The organism is Paenibacillus sp. PDC88 (assembly GCF_900106725.1).
GTDB lineage: Bacteria > Bacillota > Bacilli > Paenibacillales > Paenibacillaceae > Paenibacillus > Paenibacillus shunpengii.
The window spans coordinates 94,069-111,586 of sequence record NZ_FNNT01000002.1 but is presented as its reverse complement, the minus strand read 5'-3'; the positions used below and the strand labels follow the sequence as shown (position 1 = coordinate 111,586).

General features: G+C 46.9%; 29 protein-coding genes. All 29 read left to right on the top strand.

Annotated elements, in window-relative coordinates:
• Positions 1-46: 46 nt before the first annotated feature.
• Positions 47-976 (top strand): hypothetical protein, encoded by a 930-nt coding sequence (locus BLW49_RS06970; protein WP_076313023.1) that lies wholly within the window; start codon positions 47-49, stop codon positions 974-976.
• Positions 977-993: 17 nt separating this feature from the next.
• A complete protein-coding gene (locus BLW49_RS06965; RefSeq protein WP_076313024.1) occupies positions 994-1,719 on the top strand; it encodes a hypothetical protein in 726 nt (241 codons plus the stop codon).
• Positions 1,709-2,164, top strand: a complete 456-nt coding sequence (locus BLW49_RS06960; RefSeq protein ID WP_076313025.1) for a hypothetical protein — start codon at positions 1,709-1,711, stop codon at positions 2,162-2,164. The genes BLW49_RS06965 and BLW49_RS06960 overlap by 11 nt, the downstream gene beginning before the upstream one ends.
• Positions 2,161-2,370, top strand: a complete 210-nt coding sequence (locus tag BLW49_RS06955; protein WP_076313026.1) for a hypothetical protein — start codon at positions 2,161-2,163, stop codon at positions 2,368-2,370. The genes BLW49_RS06960 and BLW49_RS06955 overlap by 4 nt, the downstream gene beginning before the upstream one ends.
• A 123-nt stretch (positions 2,371-2,493) precedes the next feature.
• Positions 2,494-3,519 (top strand): hypothetical protein, encoded by a 1,026-nt coding sequence (locus BLW49_RS06950; protein ID WP_076313027.1) that lies wholly within the window; start codon positions 2,494-2,496, stop codon positions 3,517-3,519.
• Positions 3,516-3,842 (top strand): hypothetical protein, encoded by a 327-nt coding sequence (locus BLW49_RS06945; RefSeq protein ID WP_076313028.1) that lies wholly within the window; start codon positions 3,516-3,518, stop codon positions 3,840-3,842. The genes BLW49_RS06950 and BLW49_RS06945 overlap by 4 nt, the downstream gene beginning before the upstream one ends.
• Positions 3,842-4,063 carry a hypothetical protein gene (locus BLW49_RS06940; protein ID WP_076313029.1) on the top strand — a complete coding sequence of 74 codons (222 nt, stop codon included), beginning with the start codon at positions 3,842-3,844 and terminating at the stop codon, positions 4,061-4,063. The genes BLW49_RS06945 and BLW49_RS06940 overlap by 1 nt, the downstream gene beginning before the upstream one ends.
• Before the next feature lie 2 nt (positions 4,064-4,065).
• A complete protein-coding gene (locus BLW49_RS28720; protein ID WP_177178669.1) occupies positions 4,066-4,221 on the top strand; it encodes a hypothetical protein in 156 nt (51 codons plus the stop codon).
• A gap of 119 nt (positions 4,222-4,340) precedes the next feature.
• Positions 4,341-4,529, top strand: coding sequence for a hypothetical protein (locus BLW49_RS06935; RefSeq protein WP_143042083.1), 189 nt, complete (start codon positions 4,341-4,343; stop codon positions 4,527-4,529).
• Positions 4,530-4,652: 123 nt separating this feature from the next.
• The gene (locus BLW49_RS06930) at positions 4,653-5,186 is read left to right on the top strand and encodes a hypothetical protein (protein ID WP_083655874.1); all 534 of its coding nucleotides are present in this window, start codon (positions 4,653-4,655) and stop codon (positions 5,184-5,186) included.
• Between the two features lie 43 nt (positions 5,187-5,229).
• Positions 5,230-6,225 carry a hypothetical protein gene (locus tag BLW49_RS06925; protein ID WP_143042082.1) on the top strand — a complete coding sequence of 332 codons (996 nt, stop codon included), beginning with the start codon at positions 5,230-5,232 and terminating at the stop codon, positions 6,223-6,225.
• Between the two features lie 232 nt (positions 6,226-6,457).
• The gene (locus BLW49_RS06915) at positions 6,458-6,637 is read left to right on the top strand and encodes a hypothetical protein (RefSeq protein WP_076313033.1); all 180 of its coding nucleotides are present in this window, start codon (positions 6,458-6,460) and stop codon (positions 6,635-6,637) included.
• 112 nt (positions 6,638-6,749) lie between these two features.
• Entirely contained in the window at positions 6,750-7,289 is a 540-nt protein-coding gene (locus BLW49_RS06910) for a hypothetical protein (protein ID WP_076313034.1), read from the top strand.
• A gap of 71 nt (positions 7,290-7,360) precedes the next feature.
• Positions 7,361-7,543: a hypothetical protein gene (locus tag BLW49_RS06905; RefSeq protein ID WP_076313035.1), complete on the top strand. Its 183-nt coding sequence runs from the start codon at positions 7,361-7,363 to the stop codon at positions 7,541-7,543.
• Positions 7,544-7,820: 277 nt separating this feature from the next.
• Complete coding sequence (locus BLW49_RS06900) at positions 7,821-8,087, top strand: hypothetical protein (RefSeq protein WP_076313036.1); 267 nt, start codon at positions 7,821-7,823, stop codon at positions 8,085-8,087.
• A 275-nt stretch (positions 8,088-8,362) separates the two neighbouring features.
• Entirely contained in the window at positions 8,363-8,599 is a 237-nt protein-coding gene (locus BLW49_RS06890) for a hypothetical protein (RefSeq protein ID WP_076313038.1), read from the top strand.
• A gap of 4 nt (positions 8,600-8,603) precedes the next feature.
• Positions 8,604-9,092, top strand: coding sequence for a hypothetical protein (locus BLW49_RS06885; RefSeq protein WP_076313039.1), 489 nt, complete (start codon positions 8,604-8,606; stop codon positions 9,090-9,092).
• Positions 9,093-9,166: 74 nt separating this feature from the next.
• Complete coding sequence (locus BLW49_RS06880; protein ID WP_076313040.1) at positions 9,167-11,026, top strand: DEAD/DEAH box helicase; 1,860 nt, start codon at positions 9,167-9,169, stop codon at positions 11,024-11,026.
• A complete protein-coding gene (locus BLW49_RS06875) occupies positions 11,023-11,268 on the top strand; it encodes a hypothetical protein (protein ID WP_076313041.1) in 246 nt (81 codons plus the stop codon). The genes BLW49_RS06880 and BLW49_RS06875 overlap by 4 nt, the downstream gene beginning before the upstream one ends.
• An 85-nt stretch (positions 11,269-11,353) precedes the next feature.
• On the top strand, positions 11,354-11,614 hold the full coding sequence (locus BLW49_RS06870) for a hypothetical protein (protein ID WP_143042081.1): 261 nt from the start codon (positions 11,354-11,356) through the stop codon (positions 11,612-11,614).
• Positions 11,599-11,862 (top strand): hypothetical protein, encoded by a 264-nt coding sequence (locus tag BLW49_RS06865; protein ID WP_076313043.1) that lies wholly within the window; start codon positions 11,599-11,601, stop codon positions 11,860-11,862. Before BLW49_RS06870 ends, BLW49_RS06865 begins: the two co-directional genes overlap by 16 nt.
• Before the next feature lie 71 nt (positions 11,863-11,933).
• A complete protein-coding gene (locus tag BLW49_RS06860) occupies positions 11,934-12,392 on the top strand; it encodes a hypothetical protein (RefSeq protein WP_076313044.1) in 459 nt (152 codons plus the stop codon).
• A gap of 95 nt (positions 12,393-12,487) precedes the next feature.
• Positions 12,488-12,814, top strand: coding sequence for a hypothetical protein (locus BLW49_RS06855; RefSeq protein WP_143042080.1), 327 nt, complete (start codon positions 12,488-12,490; stop codon positions 12,812-12,814).
• A complete protein-coding gene (locus BLW49_RS06850) occupies positions 12,807-13,232 on the top strand; it encodes a hypothetical protein (protein ID WP_076313046.1) in 426 nt (141 codons plus the stop codon). Before BLW49_RS06855 ends, BLW49_RS06850 begins: the two co-directional genes overlap by 8 nt.
• Before the next feature lie 427 nt (positions 13,233-13,659).
• On the top strand, positions 13,660-13,887 hold the full coding sequence (locus BLW49_RS06840; protein ID WP_076313048.1) for a hypothetical protein: 228 nt from the start codon (positions 13,660-13,662) through the stop codon (positions 13,885-13,887).
• Positions 13,888-13,971: 84 nt separating this feature from the next.
• Positions 13,972-14,742 (top strand): phosphoribosyltransferase family protein, encoded by a 771-nt coding sequence (locus BLW49_RS06835; protein ID WP_256209647.1) that lies wholly within the window; start codon positions 13,972-13,974, stop codon positions 14,740-14,742.
• Entirely contained in the window at positions 14,742-15,185 is a 444-nt protein-coding gene (locus BLW49_RS06830) for an MDR/zinc-dependent alcohol dehydrogenase-like family protein (RefSeq protein WP_076313050.1), read from the top strand. Before BLW49_RS06835 ends, BLW49_RS06830 begins: the two co-directional genes overlap by 1 nt.
• Positions 15,182-16,678 carry a nicotinate phosphoribosyltransferase gene (locus BLW49_RS06825; protein WP_076313051.1) on the top strand — a complete coding sequence of 499 codons (1,497 nt, stop codon included), beginning with the start codon at positions 15,182-15,184 and terminating at the stop codon, positions 16,676-16,678. The genes BLW49_RS06830 and BLW49_RS06825 overlap by 4 nt, the downstream gene beginning before the upstream one ends.
• 270 nt (positions 16,679-16,948) lie before the next feature.
• Entirely contained in the window at positions 16,949-17,509 is a 561-nt protein-coding gene (locus BLW49_RS06820; protein ID WP_143042079.1) for a hypothetical protein, read from the top strand.
• Positions 17,510-17,518 lie beyond the last annotated feature (9 nt).

Here is a 17,518-nt window from a genome sequence, read left to right as displayed (position 1 = left end):
CCTGATTGCCTTTGAGCAACGCACCACTAAATTACGAGGTGATAGCATGAGTGAAAGAGTAGTGTTACAGAGCAGAATCAACGTGGGTACATACGAAGGCAAGCGGTTATCGGTGGAAGCAGTCATCAAGCTGAAGACTTCCTCCCGTGAGACCACGACTCATAAGCACATCAAAGAGTACTACACGCTGTCCATCACGGGTAGCTACAACGGCGGTGGCGGTCAGTGCATTGATGCCCTGAAGAAGTTGGATTCGGTAGAAATACCTGAACAGGACTTGAAAGACCTAATCGAGATTTGGGAACGGTACCACCTGAACGATCTGACAGCCCGATGTGAACATCATACACCAATCCCCGTCAGACATGACGACCCTGAGTACGATCACTACGTATGGTTGAGTGGTAAGCAGTGCCCTAACGGGTACAGGTACGGATCATCTTGGTTGATCACTGAGCTTCCACAAGAGGTTATCGACCGAGTGGAAGAAATCTTCACATCCCAACCAAAAGCCCCGTCGATCACCGAGGAATGGGAGTTGACCATGAACGGTAACCGTGGTGAGCTGACTGTTGGCGACATCCAAGTGACCGTGGATTATGTAGGTAAGACCAACCCTATCAAGGTATGGGGCGCATCTCACAAGGACATTGACTACAAGACGATTTACCAGTACCTCGTGACCTGCATCCACAAAGGGACGCACAAGACTATGAGCTTTGACTTCTTCGACAGCATCGACAACTCCAAGAAGCCGCCGTTCGCTCCTAGCCTGGGCTATTCGGTTATGTGCTGTATCCGCAGTGATTCATTCACAACGTCAGCCAACTATCCTACCCTTGAGAGCTTCTGCTCCGAATTTGGGTACGATGCTGATAGCCGCAAAGCCGAGAAAACTTACACGGCTTGCATTGAGCAAGGTGACAAAATAAGCAAGGTATTCGATGCAGAACTGATCGAAACCCTCCCGCAGTAAAGGGAGGATTGACCGATATGGATTCAGCAGCCTATGATAAAGTTGTGATCGAAGGTCGGTACGCTGACGAGTTATGTCAGCGTTTCGACATGATGGATAATGCCACTGGAAGCATGTTAGCACTGATGGGGTTTGTAAGTGACTTCAGGTTCCCCTTGATGAGGGGCATCCTACTTCTTGAGTACGGCGGTACAGGTGATGTGGTCATCACATTCAACCTTGACGATGACCGAACAGGTAGCGGTCATTACAAGATGAATAGCGGGATTGAATGGAGAGTTCAGGGTACCAAGATAACCCTCCTCTCCGATCCCCCTAACCCCGCTGATCGGAAGAAGGTTACTGAGATCGCTCAGTACTTCACCAACGTGTTCAAGGCAGTCATGCAACGTATGACAAGACGTAAGGATGAAGTTGTGAAGGAGGAACGCCGCATACCCAAGGTCAAGAAGGGTAAGGTCAAGCACGGTAAGAAACAGAAGAACCGAACGGTATACGTTAGGCAGACCGTCTACAAGGTATCCTCCCCTACCCCATCCCCTACTATAGAAGAAGGAGAACGTGAGAAGCGTGACTATGAGCGGCAAACGTTCAGATGGACAAGGGCAGGACATCACCGCCGACTACGCAACGGCGAGGTTAGATGGTTCCCTGAGAAGGAGATTGTTCTTGATCCTAACGCAGTGAAGGAAAGTAAGACCTACAAAATACAGAAAGGTGAAGGTGAACAGAATGACGGTTAAACGTAACGAACTGGCAGAAAAGTATGAGAAGGTTGAGGGTACCATCATGGTACCTATCAAGTACACCCTGGATGACTTGGAAGGTCTCCTTATTAGTGCATGGGAAGGTGGAAGTACATATTGGGTCGGCAAGGTTGAGGTGAATCACCCTAAAGTAGCTAAGCAGGTTGCTTATGACGCTGACTGGGCTACCTCTGAGTGGGCTTTCAACGCACTTGTTGAGGGTGGTAGCATCTATGTCGAAGACAACGAGGGTGGAGAATACAAGGGCACCATCACCTTGGAAAGCTTTAAGAAAGGCTTTGAGAAGTTCGTCGCTCACCGTGCTAACCAAAGCGCACTGAACTTTATCTACAACGGCAGTATTGACGGTGGTCAACTCGATGCAGGTGATGCTGATGGAGTATTCCAGTACGCGGCATTCGGAGAGTGGGTGTTCGGATGATTAAAGGTATTCACCTGGGTAAGAATGTTGGGCTAGAGGGTATTAAAGAGGTCTACCATGTAGAGGTCGCTGTCACTGATAACGGGACGGTTAACTTCTTCCTGTTCAAGGACGGTCATCCCCTCTCCCCCGCCGAGATGTCCCCTGAGGAAAAAGAGTTCTTGAAGGGTGAACTGAAGTCTGTCGTAGACGATATGCTTAACTAAATAGATGCTGATAGAGAGACCCATCCTAGCATACCTGGATGGGTCTTTCGCTTGAGCACCTATAGAGTGCTACTTAACATACCCTCCCCTATACCGTATAGAGAGGGTAAAGGAGATGACTTTATGCAACACACAAAAGAAAGCATCAAGGAAATGATTATTGGAACTGGTATTCTTCAGGTTACCACCCGTGACGGTGAGGATTTTGCCATCGTGGACGGTTACCCTGATATTGACCGCTGTTTGTATATGATCGCTGAAGCACTGGCACCTGAATCCATTCAGGAATACCGTGACTTCCACGACCCAATCAACAATCACCAACTGATCCAAGGTGACCGACTGGTGACATACGGTAGCCTAGCCTATGCAGGGTGCGCTGTACCTGAGGTTCTTGAGGTAGCCCTTGAGAAGGCAGGGATTGAGGACATATGGTTCGAGAATATCGTTATGGAATACGGGTTCTCAGATCAGTATTGCCTATGTGGGGGTTGTAGTAAACCCATCTGCCACTTCCCTTCTTCAGGCTCCCCCGACACCCACTACCACAACAACGGCGAGGTGGTGTGCGTCGATTGCTTCAAGAGTAACGGTCTGAAGGATGAGTACCTAGAAACCTGCATCAACAACCCTCGGAACGCAGTACAGTTCGGTCTTGTATCCTTTGATGAGCTGTACGCCGAGGGCTTTGAGAAGCATCACCAATCGCCCTACCACAATGGTCTCCATAAGGGTATGAATGACGTACCTGAGGAGGTACTGAAGAAACTGAACGAAGAAGGTTTCGATGAGGTGCTGTTCACCTTGGACGAGAACACCTCATTCCACATGACCTTTAGTGCCTGGGTACGCCGAAAGGAAAGCATCGAAGGAAAGGCAGTGATCAGTCCAGAGCTTAGGGATGAGATTATAGAAACAGCAAGTAGAGAACTAATCCTCTACGATGTTTATGAGGGCGTTTTAAACGACAGCTTTATTCTGTATGGTGCTAAAAAGATTGCAATCGAAGGTATAAACCCCACTGAGTATATTGTACTGCACAATAAGTACGTCAATGTATGGACAAGCGAAACAGAATTAATTGCAACGAACGATATTCAAATCGTTAACAGCTATAAAGAGCTGTTCGGAGAGGGTGAGGAACAATGATCGGACGGTTTGAACGGGTCGTAGTTATCTTTGGTGGTAGGGACGAGAACTTCAGAACCTTTGAAGGTGGTAAGTTTGAAGCACGTACCTATGAGGAGATGGAGGAGATCGAGCGTAAGTTTGATGCACTCGACCACCGCTCCACCTACTGGCAGATGTTTAAGGACAAGTACGTTAAGTGCTCATGCGGTGAGGAAGTACCTTGTGGTCGCTTCACCAACACATGCGAATGTGGTAGAGACTACGGCTTCGACGGTAGCCTGTTGGCTGATCGCTCCCAATGGGGCGAGGAAACTGGCGAACACTGGACGGAGGGTTACTGATGCAACGTCAAAGCCTTAATACGTGGAAGACCATATTCAAGAACCTTGCTGAAGACGATCAGGAAGTCGAAGTAACATGGCTAGACCCTGGGGATGCAAGTGCGGGTGAGTGGTGCTTACACTGGGAGAACGAGCTGTTCGAGGATGGCTTCGCTACCGAGAAGGAAGCAAATGAGCGGTTGAAACACCTACAAAAACAATTACTGGTGATGGAGGGGTAAACATGTTCAACGTAGTTATCAAAGCATGGAAGAACGACGAGGTGATCGAGACGATTACCAAAGAGCCTGTATCGGAGCGTTCCGCTGAACGTATCGAGAGAGGGGTTAACATCAATCTGAACCACGATGAGTATTACACAGAAGTGGTACCTGCATAGACCCTGCTAGGACAGCTCACCTTCGGGTGGGCTTTTCAATGGAGCGGTCTATAAGGGCTGTAGAAGGGACACCCCACCTTCGGGGTGGACACCCTCCCTTCAAAGGGGGTGACCTGGAAATGGACATCTTCTTCGCTACAGCCTTAGCGGTGTTGGGATTCGTTCTTGCTAGTTTAGGAATTATCAATCGCATTCTTAAAAAGCTTAACGAGTCCGTTCGCCTGTTGAGTAAGCTGAGGACTTCCCTTCGCTTGTTCAACAAAAAGAAAAAGGACAAAGCCGATTCCCTCCCCCGCCAAGGTTCGTGAGTCGATTAAGTCCCTTTCAGGGAGGAACAAGTTCGCCGCTTGTTCCTTCCCTTCTACGGTCTATTATAGCCGCTCTGCTTTACAACATCAAGTGCCGACGAGCACTAATCAGGAGGAACTAACATGGAAGAGAATATCAACTTTGAACTGAAAGTAATTAACCCTATCGAGGAGATCATTACCGTATCCGCATCCGTTGACTCAGGGTGGTCGGGTGGTCGCTATCAGGTATCACTGTCTTACAACCCTGCACGTAAGGTTTTCATTGTATCCGCTCCAAACTACTGGGTGTCCATGGAAACTACCAAACCACATAAATGTGCCAACAAGATCAGTGAGCATGGTATCAGTAGAAATGACGCATTGACGATTGAAGCTATCGTCAATCAGCTCCTCCTCCCTGCCCTTCGCAAGAAGATGGATGCGGCTGAGGAGTTTGAGAACCATGTGTACTCCCATTCGGTCATGGGGTACGTCCGTCAGAACCTTGACCTTGAAGCTAATGATGACTCTAAGGACATGGAGATCGCTCAGATGTCCCGTAACGAGGTGTTCGACCGTGTGCTTGAATGGAATGGATTCATAGGGTACGGAAGCACGGTTCGTGACTGGGTTGAAGGTGTATACGGTGTGAAGCTCAGCAAGATTCGTATGTAATTTGTCCCCTGCTCCCGCCTATCACCTTCGGGTGGTGGACGGCATGGAGGGTACAACGCCCTACCCTATAGTGCCATCGAGCACAGAAAGAGGTTACATCATGAGTTTTTCCAAAATTGATACTGCACAAAACGAACTTATCAACCTGATCCCTAAGGAAGCTAAGGAGACCCGAGAGAACCTGCTTGCAGTGATTAGCAACATTCGGGTCATTCAAAAGGACAACATCCTTGCCTGGATTCCCATAAGTCACATCAACGAGGAATCCGTTGACCTGAGTGAGTTTCGTTACATTGATGACTATGAGATCGTTACGGGTTCGCATACTGCACTCGACAATACCATGTGGCGTTCTGAGGAAGCGTACCGTGAACACCTTGAGAAGATTTCTGAAAGGAAATTTGTTGTAGGTTCCTACTGGAAAGTAGCTGACGTGAATAACGAGTATGACTCATTAGAGTTCGGTTCTATGGGTGACGCTGAAGACCACCTCGAAACCCTTGTAAACGGTGGGGTGGATCGGGAGCTTCTATTCGTAGAGGAGAAGTGGTGTATACTTACAATGTCAGGTGACAATTACGACCAGGAAGAAGATCGTAACGGCGAGTATACCTACGAGTCGGAAGCTGAGAGTGACATCGAAGACTGCCGCGTCGAGTGGATTGACGAACAGGTTAGAGACCTTGGAGATTTCGAGTACGATGAGGTCATGGAGAATACAGTCTTCCGTTACGGTCACAAGAGATCGGTTAACCACGATCTAGCTCAAGACCTGGGAATGGCTGTCGTAAGGTTCGATAGAGGTGAGCACGAAGGTTATGAGTACATCGTAGTTAAAGGAACGGGAACGGATTCGACCCCTGCCTACGTATGCTACCAAGCCATTGAGTTCGGTCACGTCAGTGAGAACGATGCTCGTTGGTTCACAGAACATAAAAAGGAGTTCTTCATCGACGTTGTAGGACAGGAATTGTATGAGATGGCTATGAAAGCACTGAACCTTGAGCGATTCATAGAGGGGGCTACCGATACGCCATGAACATGAAGAAGTGTGATGGTTGTTTCAAGGAATCCTTTAGCTCCTGCGGCAATGGACAACAATGGACTTGCCCACACTGCAACAAGGACATTACACACGTAAAGGTGCAACTCCCACCACAGGTTAAATCCTCTGAGAGGATGCGGTTAGATGCAAAATACAAGTACGAGCCTTATACAGACAAATGACAAAGAAATTAACAAGCGGCTTAACTATCAGGAGGTTGTTTCGTATGAATAAAGTAGGCGTTATGGATGCGATCATGGAGCAGTTCGGGGTTGAATACGGAGACATCTTTATGGATGATGACGGTACGTTCGAGCTGAACGACGATGAACAGCGTTATCGGTACATAGAGTTACCTGGGGAGACACAGAACGAGTTCCAATACGCGTTCCATAAGGTAGATTAGGACACTCCCACCCTGCCACTGGACATCAGACGGTGGCAGTAGGGAGTGCCCTAGTGTACCCTGGTGGCACAACCCATCCACGCCACAAAAACAATGGAGAGGAGTTTTAATCGTGATTGAGAATGTGGCAGTGTCACTAAAAGAGTATTATGAGGAAAGATATGGAAAACCTAACGGGGATAGGGAAACATTAGACGTGCTTTATGACATATTCAAAGACCTAATGCACTATAATTTCGTCACTGCTGAAGTTAAGGAGGGAATCAGCGAGTACTACAGACTGATTCAAAACAGGGGATTACCTGCTTACGAGTGGATTCTTGAAGCCTTCCACGTAGTATCCAAGAAAAGTGTCGAAAAGAGAAACTTTCCATATGTCATCGGAATGTTAAGAGGTTGGTTAAAATTCGGGTTTGGTCACATCCCCTCCCAAGAGGAGGAGGAAATCGTAGACTACTTCCAAGAGGTTACTTGCACAGAAGTCTCTAGCGATACGAGACAGTTGTTGCAGAACTTGATGGGCAGGTACGGAGTCCTTAGAATGACTAGAATGATCTCCTCCCTCCCGAAAGAAAAAGACAACCTAGACCTTTCCAAGGTCATGGCTGTAAAGTTGTCAGAACTTCTTGAGAGCAAGTATTTAGATAAGTGAATCAGTAACCACCAACCCCTCTCCTATCCGAGGGGTTTCTTGTGGTGTGAGATCAAGGGGGAGTTTTACGAATGAAAAGCTCACGAAGACCTTCTAATGAACTAACCGACTTCGAGTTGTTGCAAGAGGTCGATCAGTTTATACTAGACGCTAAGGCATTAATTGGGAAGGGGGTGAGCGCGAGTGCGGATATTAAAGGCACTCAAGCGACTCGTAAGGTCGAACTCAAAAGAAAAGATTTGGAATCAGCATAGGTGTCCTCATTGTAATCATCTGCTGTTCGAGAAAACAAATGATTTTGTGATTGGCTCAGTGAGGGTCAAGTGTCGGAAGTGTAAGAACATTGTGCATGAGTAGTTTTGACTCTTAGACTTTTGGGGGGAAGAAATAACGGAAATACTTAGAGAAGTCTTCTTGATAATTTCCCCCACTTGTCTTATTATTGTGAGATAACTCCTCAGCTTACACATTCAGACCGCCGTTGGAGAGGAGCCAAATTTAGAGATCATTTAACAGTCGGAGGTTATTTTTATGACGTATTCAAAAAGCCAAATGGACGCTATTGCTCAACACCTTAGAGATAGGTTTGTGGCAGGTGAAGTCGAGGGTCATGAGATCGTGGTAGCTCTAATAAGTATGGTTAAAGCTGATCGAATTTTATTAGATGATGTTGCACCTATTTTGTATACAGTATATTTTGGTAACCCACAAGGCGTTATGGTTGCTCTTGAAAAAGCTCACACTTTAATTGATGAAGAAATGATTGATTCAATAATAAAGGAAGTTAATGATAAATAAAAACCTACTAATATAACAATTAAAATAACATATTAATACTACTGTCTCTTTATTGAATTGAATTTCTACATAGAGAGAGGAGACAAAATGAGAGAGTTTTACAGTAAGTTCTTCTTAGTCAGTCTAGCTTGTTTCCTTATTTTAGGTATCATAATTTTCTTTGATAATTCATTTATGCAAATGCTCCGCGTTATTTTCCACCTCTCCCTGGTTATCCTAGTAATAGGAATTATCGGTTGGCACGAGAATAGGAGAAAGCGGAAGGAGCAAAATATATGGAAAACGTAAATAAGGCAGTTATGTTCTTGGCTGTAATTGAAACAATGCTTGAAGCTTTGAAAGGTTTGCCTGTTGACCAAACTGAATTGGTCGATTCTTTAGCTATGTTAGGCTTTAACCCTACTGAAATCATGTATGAAACACAGACGCTCGTGGCTTTTCAGAAAGTTTGTAGAGGTTTCGCTGAGATTGAACTTACTGAGGATGACTTATCAGCACTAGAGCAGGGGTAACGTCATGCAGTCATTGAAGCTTCTATCCACTTATGCACGAAACGGGGTAGTCATCCTTAGTAAGCTCAAATCGCGGAATTATCCACTCTACTTGTATCTGAAGTCCAATCTCGGGCAACTTACTCCCGCCCTAACCGCTCAAGGTGTGGGGGTACTCGATGACTTAAAAACACTTAAGGAGCCTGAAAAGATCAGGCTGTTTTTGCAATATCACTATGGCGAGACCGTTGACCTTTCAGAAGTTAGGCAGATTCACAGGACGGTCTATAACTACCTCTTAGGATATGGAAAGCCCCGAGAGGTAGTCGAGGGTTTGGGCTTTAATGTAGAGTACCAATCCCATACCCCCAACTTAGAAAAAGACCTGGGTAATTTAAGAGATTCTGATGGGAACTTCCCTCCTCTCCCCCAGTCCACATACAATAAAGTCTATTACCGAGCTAAGAAGCAAGGTATTGACGTAAAACACTACCTCAAGTCTTTAGGGACTTGAGGTTATTTTTTTAGGAGGTGGTTACTTAACAGCCTTACTCTCAAATCGTATAGATCAACTAGGAGGTGTTTGACGTGATTAACGCAGAAAAGATCAAAGGCAATGACGGGAAATGGTGGATTAAGGCTTCTTTTCGCAACGTCAAGACGCTTAGTGACGCGATGAGCGAGGTCAAAGGCGCGATCTATAGTCCTATTCAAAAGGTTTGGGCAGTTCCGCTGATCTACCGCGAAGATTTTGAGCAAAAGATGGGAAGCTTCCTGATCAACTGGACAGACGAGGAGAAAGGAAGCAACGGTGGTATCAGTGAGGACGACATTCCAAGTGAACCAGTTGTCCCTGGATACTCGGTTACCTACAATGCAGACGGTGACATTATCGACCACCGTGGATTCAAAACCCGCCCATGGGGAGAGTTCCAGGTCAAAGGATTTAACCTACTGGTCAGCAAAGACTTTCTGATCTTGGCTGATGACGCGGGTCTTGGTAAGTCTTGGCAGGTTGCTAACGCCATTGAAGCTAAGAAGAAGCTCGGGCATCTGAAACGGGGTATTGTCCTGGCGAAAGCGAGTCTGCTGTTTAACTGGCGTGACGAGATTCACATGCACACCAACCTAAAGTCGGTAGTAATGGCAGGTACCGTTAACCAACGTGCCAAGCTGTACAGCCAACTAACAAATGAGGAAGATTGGGATGTCCTCATTATGTCCTACGAGACTTTCAGATGTGACATCCACAACCTTGAGCTTTTGGATAATTACAAAGAGCTTCAGTTCTGTGTTATGGATGAAGCCCACAAGATCAAGAACCCTTTAAGTAAGATCGGTTCCCTTGTGCATAGGTTGAACTTCCGTAGCCGTTATGTTCTGACAGCTACCCCACTCCCCAACTCACCGCTTGAAGCGTACAACTACCTTCACTTTGGTAAACGTGTACTGAAGAACTGGTATGAGTTCCGTGGCCACCATGCGATCATGGGAGGGTTCGGCGGCAAAGAGATCGTCGGCTACAAGAACATTCCCGAGCTGAAGAACCTGATTCAGGTGAACATGCTCAGAAGACGCAAGAAGGACAAGCTGAAGGAGCTTCCTGAGGTTGCATTCAAGACAGTCAACCTCTCCATGACCCCTACTCAGTCCAAGATGTATCAGGCTGTTAAGATGGGGATTTTGGAGGAGCTGAAGGATACTTCCTTAGATAGGATTCCATCGGCACTTACTAAGCTCCTTCGACTCCAACAGGTTACAGACTCCATCGAACTGATCGGAGCTTCCCCAGGGAAGAATACAAGCTCTAAGCTCCTAGCCCTTGACGAGATGATCGAGGAACTGGTGGAAAGCGGTAATGAAAAAGTAATCATATTCTCCCGTTTCCGCACCGTGGTGGAGCTGATTGAGAAGCGATATGCAAAACATAAACCTGCGGTCATCCATGGTGACGTTGATGCCAACGGTAAGACTGAAAACTCTGCTGTCCGACTGCTGAAGAAGAAGTACGGTCAGAAATGGTATGACATGCCTGAGGAGGAAAGACGTAAGCTCCTAGATGAAACTATGACTTCGGAACGTCAACGTGAAGTGTATAGATTCCAAAACGACGAAGATTGCAGAATCTTCATTGGCTGTACACCTGCTTGCCGTGAAGGTCTTACACTCACTCAAGCAACTCACGTTATCTTCCTTGATTGTGAATGGTCACCTGCTTATGTTGAGCAAGCCTTCTCCCGCGCCCACCGTATCGGTCAGCGAAACGCCGTTACCGTCTATTACCTTGTATGTGAAGGTACTATTGATGAGCACGTACAGGAAACTCTGCAACGTAAGGAAGCCATGGCACAGACCATGCTCGATGAGGGCATAGACAACCTCGATCTTGGAGTAGCGAAGCAACTGATTGCTTCCCTCGCAGGTATTGATGAAAGGATGGTGGCATGAAAGAACTAGAGATATTGCTTCTAAAGATGTGGGAAGATTTCGGTATTGAGTATATCTATAAATACAAGAACCGAATAAAAGTATACAGAAGGGAAGGCTTAGTTAGCTATGAGCTGTTCTGTGACCTAACCTGCGGTACTATGTTTACTGACGTGGAGGATACAGCAAACGGCGATGATCTGTACGCCGAGGACTGCAAGGTAAGCGTCAAAGTATTAATAGAAAGAAGATATGTATCATAATGTACAGTTCGACGCTAAAGTGAGCCACAATATCTGGCTAAAGAACCGTCCTCAAAAGGGCGGTTTCTTTATTTGGAGGACGCTAATGAAGAAGCATATCGAGGTGGTAAAGATTACACAGCAATTAGGTATAACAATATACATGCAGGAGGGTGATCTAATGCCTAAGGCAGGGGAATTAGGATTCTGTCAGCGTTATGGATTTGGGGTGGTATCTGAAATTAGTGAATGTGGTTGGTGGTACTACTTCGAGGGTGGAGATGTAGCAGTAAATAAACCCTCAGTCAGAAAAGCCACTGAGTCTGAGATAAATACATGGAGGGATAAACAATGCCAAGACCTATAAGCAAAGTAATTCTACCTGACGTTCCTCCTATCCCTGAAGGGTATAAACGGAACTGGCTATGGTGCCGCAAGTGTGACGAGATTTCCTATTACGATTATGTTCCATACGATACAGAAATGCCAAGCTTCCATACTACATGTGGTCACGACTTCTTCAGCGACCTAGAGTATCTGAAGGATTCTGAAGTGGAAGGCGGTCTTCCCGTCTCCCCTCCACCTGTAAAGAAGCGTTCTAAAAAGACTGCTTGAATTATTTTGATTCAGGTCTTAACTGCTCTCAATCGACTTCGTATAGAGAAAGTGAAGGGAGATGAGAGCAAATGAATAAACTAGCTCAGCAAGTTTTAGGGATTGAGCCTTCCGAGAAGAAGGACGTATTCGCTCAAGAAACATCGGTTGGGGAGGACACACTCCGAGAGTACCACTTCCGTAATGAACGTAAGAAGCAGGACGAGAAGTGGCTCAAGGAGAACAAGGGTGCCATCCTTAAAGGCTTATCCGAGTTGGGCAAGCGCAAGGCAGACTGGGGCGGCTTCCGAGCTTCGTACTCCACGCCTGATAAGTCACACTTCGACAAAGAAAAGGTGATCGAGTTCCTTGAAAGTAAATACAGTCACCGAATCTACGAGGATATCATCCAAGCGGTCAAAGTCGTGGATGAAGATGTTCTTGCAGAGTACGTTGAGAGTGGAGAGATCGACCTGGAAGCTCTCAAAGCTTACGCATGGGTTGAGAAGTACGATGCACCCCGTCTGACTGTATCGGTGGTCAAGGAATGATTAAGGTCGGTGACCCTGTATTCATCCTCCCCGCCCACTCCCTGCGCTTTGCAGGTCGGTGGGGAGAAGTTATGGAGATCACCGAGGAGGAGTTGATGCCCTTGTTGTTACGCTTCAAGGGCATGGACATCCAGTACCGATTCGACTCCCACAGTGTCCTATCGACTGAGGATTACTACTCCTGGTTCTCGATCAGCCGTCCCTGCCTTAACAAGCTAACGGGTGAGATCATTGAGATTCAGGTGAAACAATACCCTAAGATCAGAGACATTGACGGTGAGATACATCACTTCGGTAACCTTCTCCCTGTCACCTACTGCGAACGCTGTGGAACCAACACCACAGGCGAGTTCGCCGCGCTGTGCCAAGACTGCGCCTACCCATTACCGATTGAGCGAGGAGATGAAAGTAACCGTGACTAGAACAACAGCTAACCTATACCACAAAGGAATCCAGTACCAAGCGGAGGATGTATACCGTAGCACCACTACGTTCGTACACTACGAGGTCATCTCGTTTATGAAGATCAGCGGAGCCGACTTCGTTGTACTGAAGATCAGTAACCATGATCAACCTTCTATGCACCCTATTGAGGAGTTCCACCGCTTGGTTGATCTTCACGATCTCGTTAAGGTTTCCCGCCCACGATATGAAATTGGTGATCGCTTTGAACACCCGATGTCCAACCGCACTATGAAGGTACTGAGCGTATCCCCTGACAAGTGCAATGCTAACGGCAGTTATGCCTACTTCATGGAGGTCATCAAGGCGAACGGTAAGCCCTTCTACAACGTAATGAGTGAGACATTCCTTGATAAGTGTGTTCGGGACAAGTTCTGATGGGAGATATAGCTGATTACTACGCCGACCAAGCAATGTTCGACGAGCCGCGTTTCAGAGTCACAGAAGATGACCCGTTAGACGAGCTGACAGCCCTTGTAGACGACGAACTCATCCGTAGGGTACGAATACTCTACCGAGCGGCTAAAGAGCTGTCAGGGGCTATGAACGAGCAGGACAGTCGGGTACAGAGTATCTGCAATCACCACCAACTGGTCGGGTATATGACCGAAAAGCAAAAGCGTTCGCTTTGTCTGTACATTCTGAACTTCGGTAAGAGGGTTGTCAGTATCTAATGTAAGGAGCAACACCGTTTCAATGAACTATGACTGTGAGAAGTGTGGTAAGCACAACAAGGATATCTTAGAGCAGGTCAACCACATCATAAATGGGTGTGAGACCGCTAAAACCAAGGAGGATACTACCAATGCCAAAAGTAACTGAAGTATACGTTGAAGCTACGTTCACCAAGTCCCTGCCGAACTACCAAAACTACAAACCAACAGCAGGAGTTCGTATGACACCCAGTAAAGATGAATCCACTGATGAAGTGTTCGCCTACGGTTGGGGAGTTGTCCACGATCAGATCGCTGAGCAACTGAAAGCGTTCGATGATAAGCCGCAGTCGGGTACCACTAAAGGTCTCGGTAAGTAACCAACAAGAAAGAAAGGGTGACCCAACATGATTAAACTTAATGGCGCAACCCTCAACTTCAAGGTCTTCCCTAATGGGGAGACTTTGGTTGACGGGGATCAAATTTTAGACCTCTTAGCAGACAGAAACTATGACGCTGAAGTCATCTTCAAATATGAAAACGACAGTGACCTCGTGAAGCTCCTGTTCGTCAAGTCCCACCTGGATAGGTACTTCTGTAAGAGAAGCATTCTGAAGATCGCATACATGCCATACAGCCGCATGGACAGGTCTGAAGGGTCATCGGTCTTTACACTGAAGTACGTCGCCAAGATGATTAACGACATGAACTTCGACTACGTTAATGTGATCGAGCCGCACTCTGATGTCACGTTGGCACTACTTGATCGTTGTGAAGCTACTTACCCAACCACCGCCCTCCTGCATGAGGTCATGATGGAAGTAGACTTCGACATCGAAAAGGATTATCTGTTCTTCCCCGACCAAGGTGCTCAAAAGCGTTACGGAAAGAACTTCACTAAGTTCAAGCAACTGGTTGGGTTTAAGGAACGCAACTTTGCTACTGGGGAGATCGACAAGCTTCAACTGGTCGGCTCTGTCGAGAGTAAAGGGTTCAAAGCGGTCATTGTGGATGACCTCTGCTCTTACGGAAACACATTCATCAGAAGCTCCAATGCTCTGCGTGAAGTAGGCGCGGCTGAGGTTCATCTCGTAGTGACTCATGCTGAGGACTCTATCTTCAAAGGAAATGTGTTCACCTCTGAGCTGATTGACCATGTATACACCACGAACACTCTGCTCACCGAAGTACTTGAAGCATGGGAGAGCAAGATTAGCGTGAAGGAGCTGATCTAATGGAGAAGCTACCCCTGATTGACACAAACGGAACTGACCCCTTCCTCCACCCCACCAACGCCATAAACAGGCTTGTGAATGAGTGGAGAGAGCACGGGAAGATCATCATTGCCTACGACTTCGATGACACCGTGTACGACTACCACAAGCGGGGCAGTAGCTACGACCAAGTAATCAGTCTTCTGCAACGCTGTGAAGCCTACGGTGCATATTTCATCGTCTCCACTTGTTGTAGTGAGGACAAGTACGACTTCATTAAGGACTACTTGGAGAGTAACGGCATCCCTTATGACGCGATCAACGAGAACGCACCGTTTGTACCCTTCACTGGTCGGAAGATTTACTGCAACATACTACTTGATGACCGCGCAGGACTTCTTACTTCTTACGTAACTCTTGACAGTGCCTTAAAAATACTTGAATCGGAGCGTGTAATCCTATGACAACTACTATTACTACTAACTTTCCTCCTGAACTTATGTGTGATTTCTATAAACTGTCCCACCCTGAGCAGTATCCTGAAGGTACAGAGTACGTATCCTCCACATGGACTCCTCGCGGTAGCCGCCTGGAAGGTGTGAATGAGGTAATGGTGTTCGGTGTGCAAGGCTTCGTGAAGGATTTCTTGATCGACTACTTCAACACATACTTCTTCAATCTTCCTAAGGACGTAGTGATCGCTCAATACAAACGATTCATCCGTCACACGATGGGAATTGCTGAACCTAACGCATCCCGTATTGCGGCTCTACATGACCTGGGCTACCTACCACTGAAGATCAAGGCTCTGAAAGAAGGTACTCTTGCCCCTACCCGCGTCCCAGTAGTTACTGTGGAGAACACACTTCCTGCATTCTATTGGCTGACCAACTCCATTGAGACGGTTATGTCCTGTGAGGTATGGATGCCTTCCACAAGCGCAACAATCGCGTTCCAGTACCTTGAGATTCTGACTCGGTATGCCGAGATGACAGGCAGTGACGAGGGAGCTATCCAGTTCCAGGGACACGACTTCTCCATGAGAGGTATGGCAGGTCGTCACGCGGCGGCTTCGAGTGGTGCAGGTCACCTGCTCTCCTTCAGCGGAACGGACACATGCCCTGCTATTGGATACCTTGAGAAGTATTACAATGCAGACATCGAGAATGAACTGGTTGGTACCTCCATCCCCGCCACTGAACACGCTGTAATGTGTGCCAACGGTCAGGACGAGAGAGAAGTACTATTGCGACTGATGACTGAAGTCTACCCTACTGGATTCTTCTCGGCTGTAATGGACACATGGGACTTCTGGCACGTAATCGAAAAAGTGCTCCCTTCCTTGAAGAAAGAGATTATGGGACGAGACGGTAGAGTAGTTTGTCGTCCTGACTCGGGAGACCCTGTTCTGATTCTCTGCGGTGATCCTAATGCTGAGGAGGAGATCGTTCGCAAGGGATTGATCGAAGCACTGTGGGATACCTTCGGTGGTACTGTAACTGATCGTGGTTACAAGCAACTCGATACACACATCGGTGCTATCTATGGCGACTCCATCACTCTTGATCGTTGCGAGGAGATTTGCAAGCGACTGATGGACAAGGGATTCGCTTCGACAAATGTGGTGTTCGGTATCGGATCGTTCACGTACCAATACAACACCCGAGACACATTCATGTTCGCGATGAAAGCGACTCATGCAGTAATCAACGGTGAGGAAAGACTTCTCTACAAAGACCCTAAGACAGACAGTGGTATGAAGAAGTCGCAGAGAGGGTTGGTTGCTGTTGTCGAAGACATTAATGGTCGTCTGACTTATAAGGACGGTATGTACAGAGCTGACTACGAGGAGATCGCTCACCTCGACCAGTTAGAAGTACTGTTCCTTGACGGAAAGTTGGTTCGTGACGAGACCCTAGGCGAGATTCGCGCAAGAGTTCGTAAACAACTGAAGTAGGTAAATCCTGTAGGAAGTGGGACACCCCACTTCCTTTTTCTATTGGACAAGTGTATACTGTCTTTGAATAAACTCCCTAAGGGGGTAAGAGCAGTGTTATCTGAGGAGCCAATAGATAAGATTTTTTAAGATGATGTCTACGAGAAAAGACTCGCGGGGAGAACAGCAAATGTCTCACGCGGGGCACGGGCAAAAAGGTACCCTCATGAAATGATGACAGGCAAGGAAAAGCGAGACTATACTAAATCAGGAAAGGTTCAGGTGACTAACATGTACGAAAACATTCTGCCTTACGAGGAGTTTAAGAAGATCGAACCTGCGGAGAAGCGTGCAGAAGTTCTTCAGAGTTGGAGAGACAAATTTAACAACGCTCAGATCGAACGTACTTGGGGGATGAAAACTCATCAGTACTATAAGGTTGTCAAAGAACACGGACTGAAGACAGCTACCCCAGGCAACGCAAAAGCTAAACAACAATCCATAGGTGCAGGAAGCAATGCTAACCAACGCACCAATAAAAATAATGCAGTCGTACTTAACAGTGAAGGTTTGGGGATTAGTTATGCGGGAGTCTTCAACATTGCTGATCTCGAAACCAAGTTCACTAAGATCGTGGGCTTCCTGAAGGATGAGGGCGGTGCGTTCTCGGTAAGCATCTCAGTCTTTGAGGACATTGCCCCTGAGCAAGCGAATGAAGGAATCAAGATCAACTACAACGGAACGTTTAGCGGTGAGGAGCTGTTAGCTCGTTTCGACAAGATCAGCGGCTTCCTGAAGGACGAGACAGGCAAGTTCAATGTCCGCATCCTGGTTCAAGAAGAAGCGGCTTAAAACAAAAGG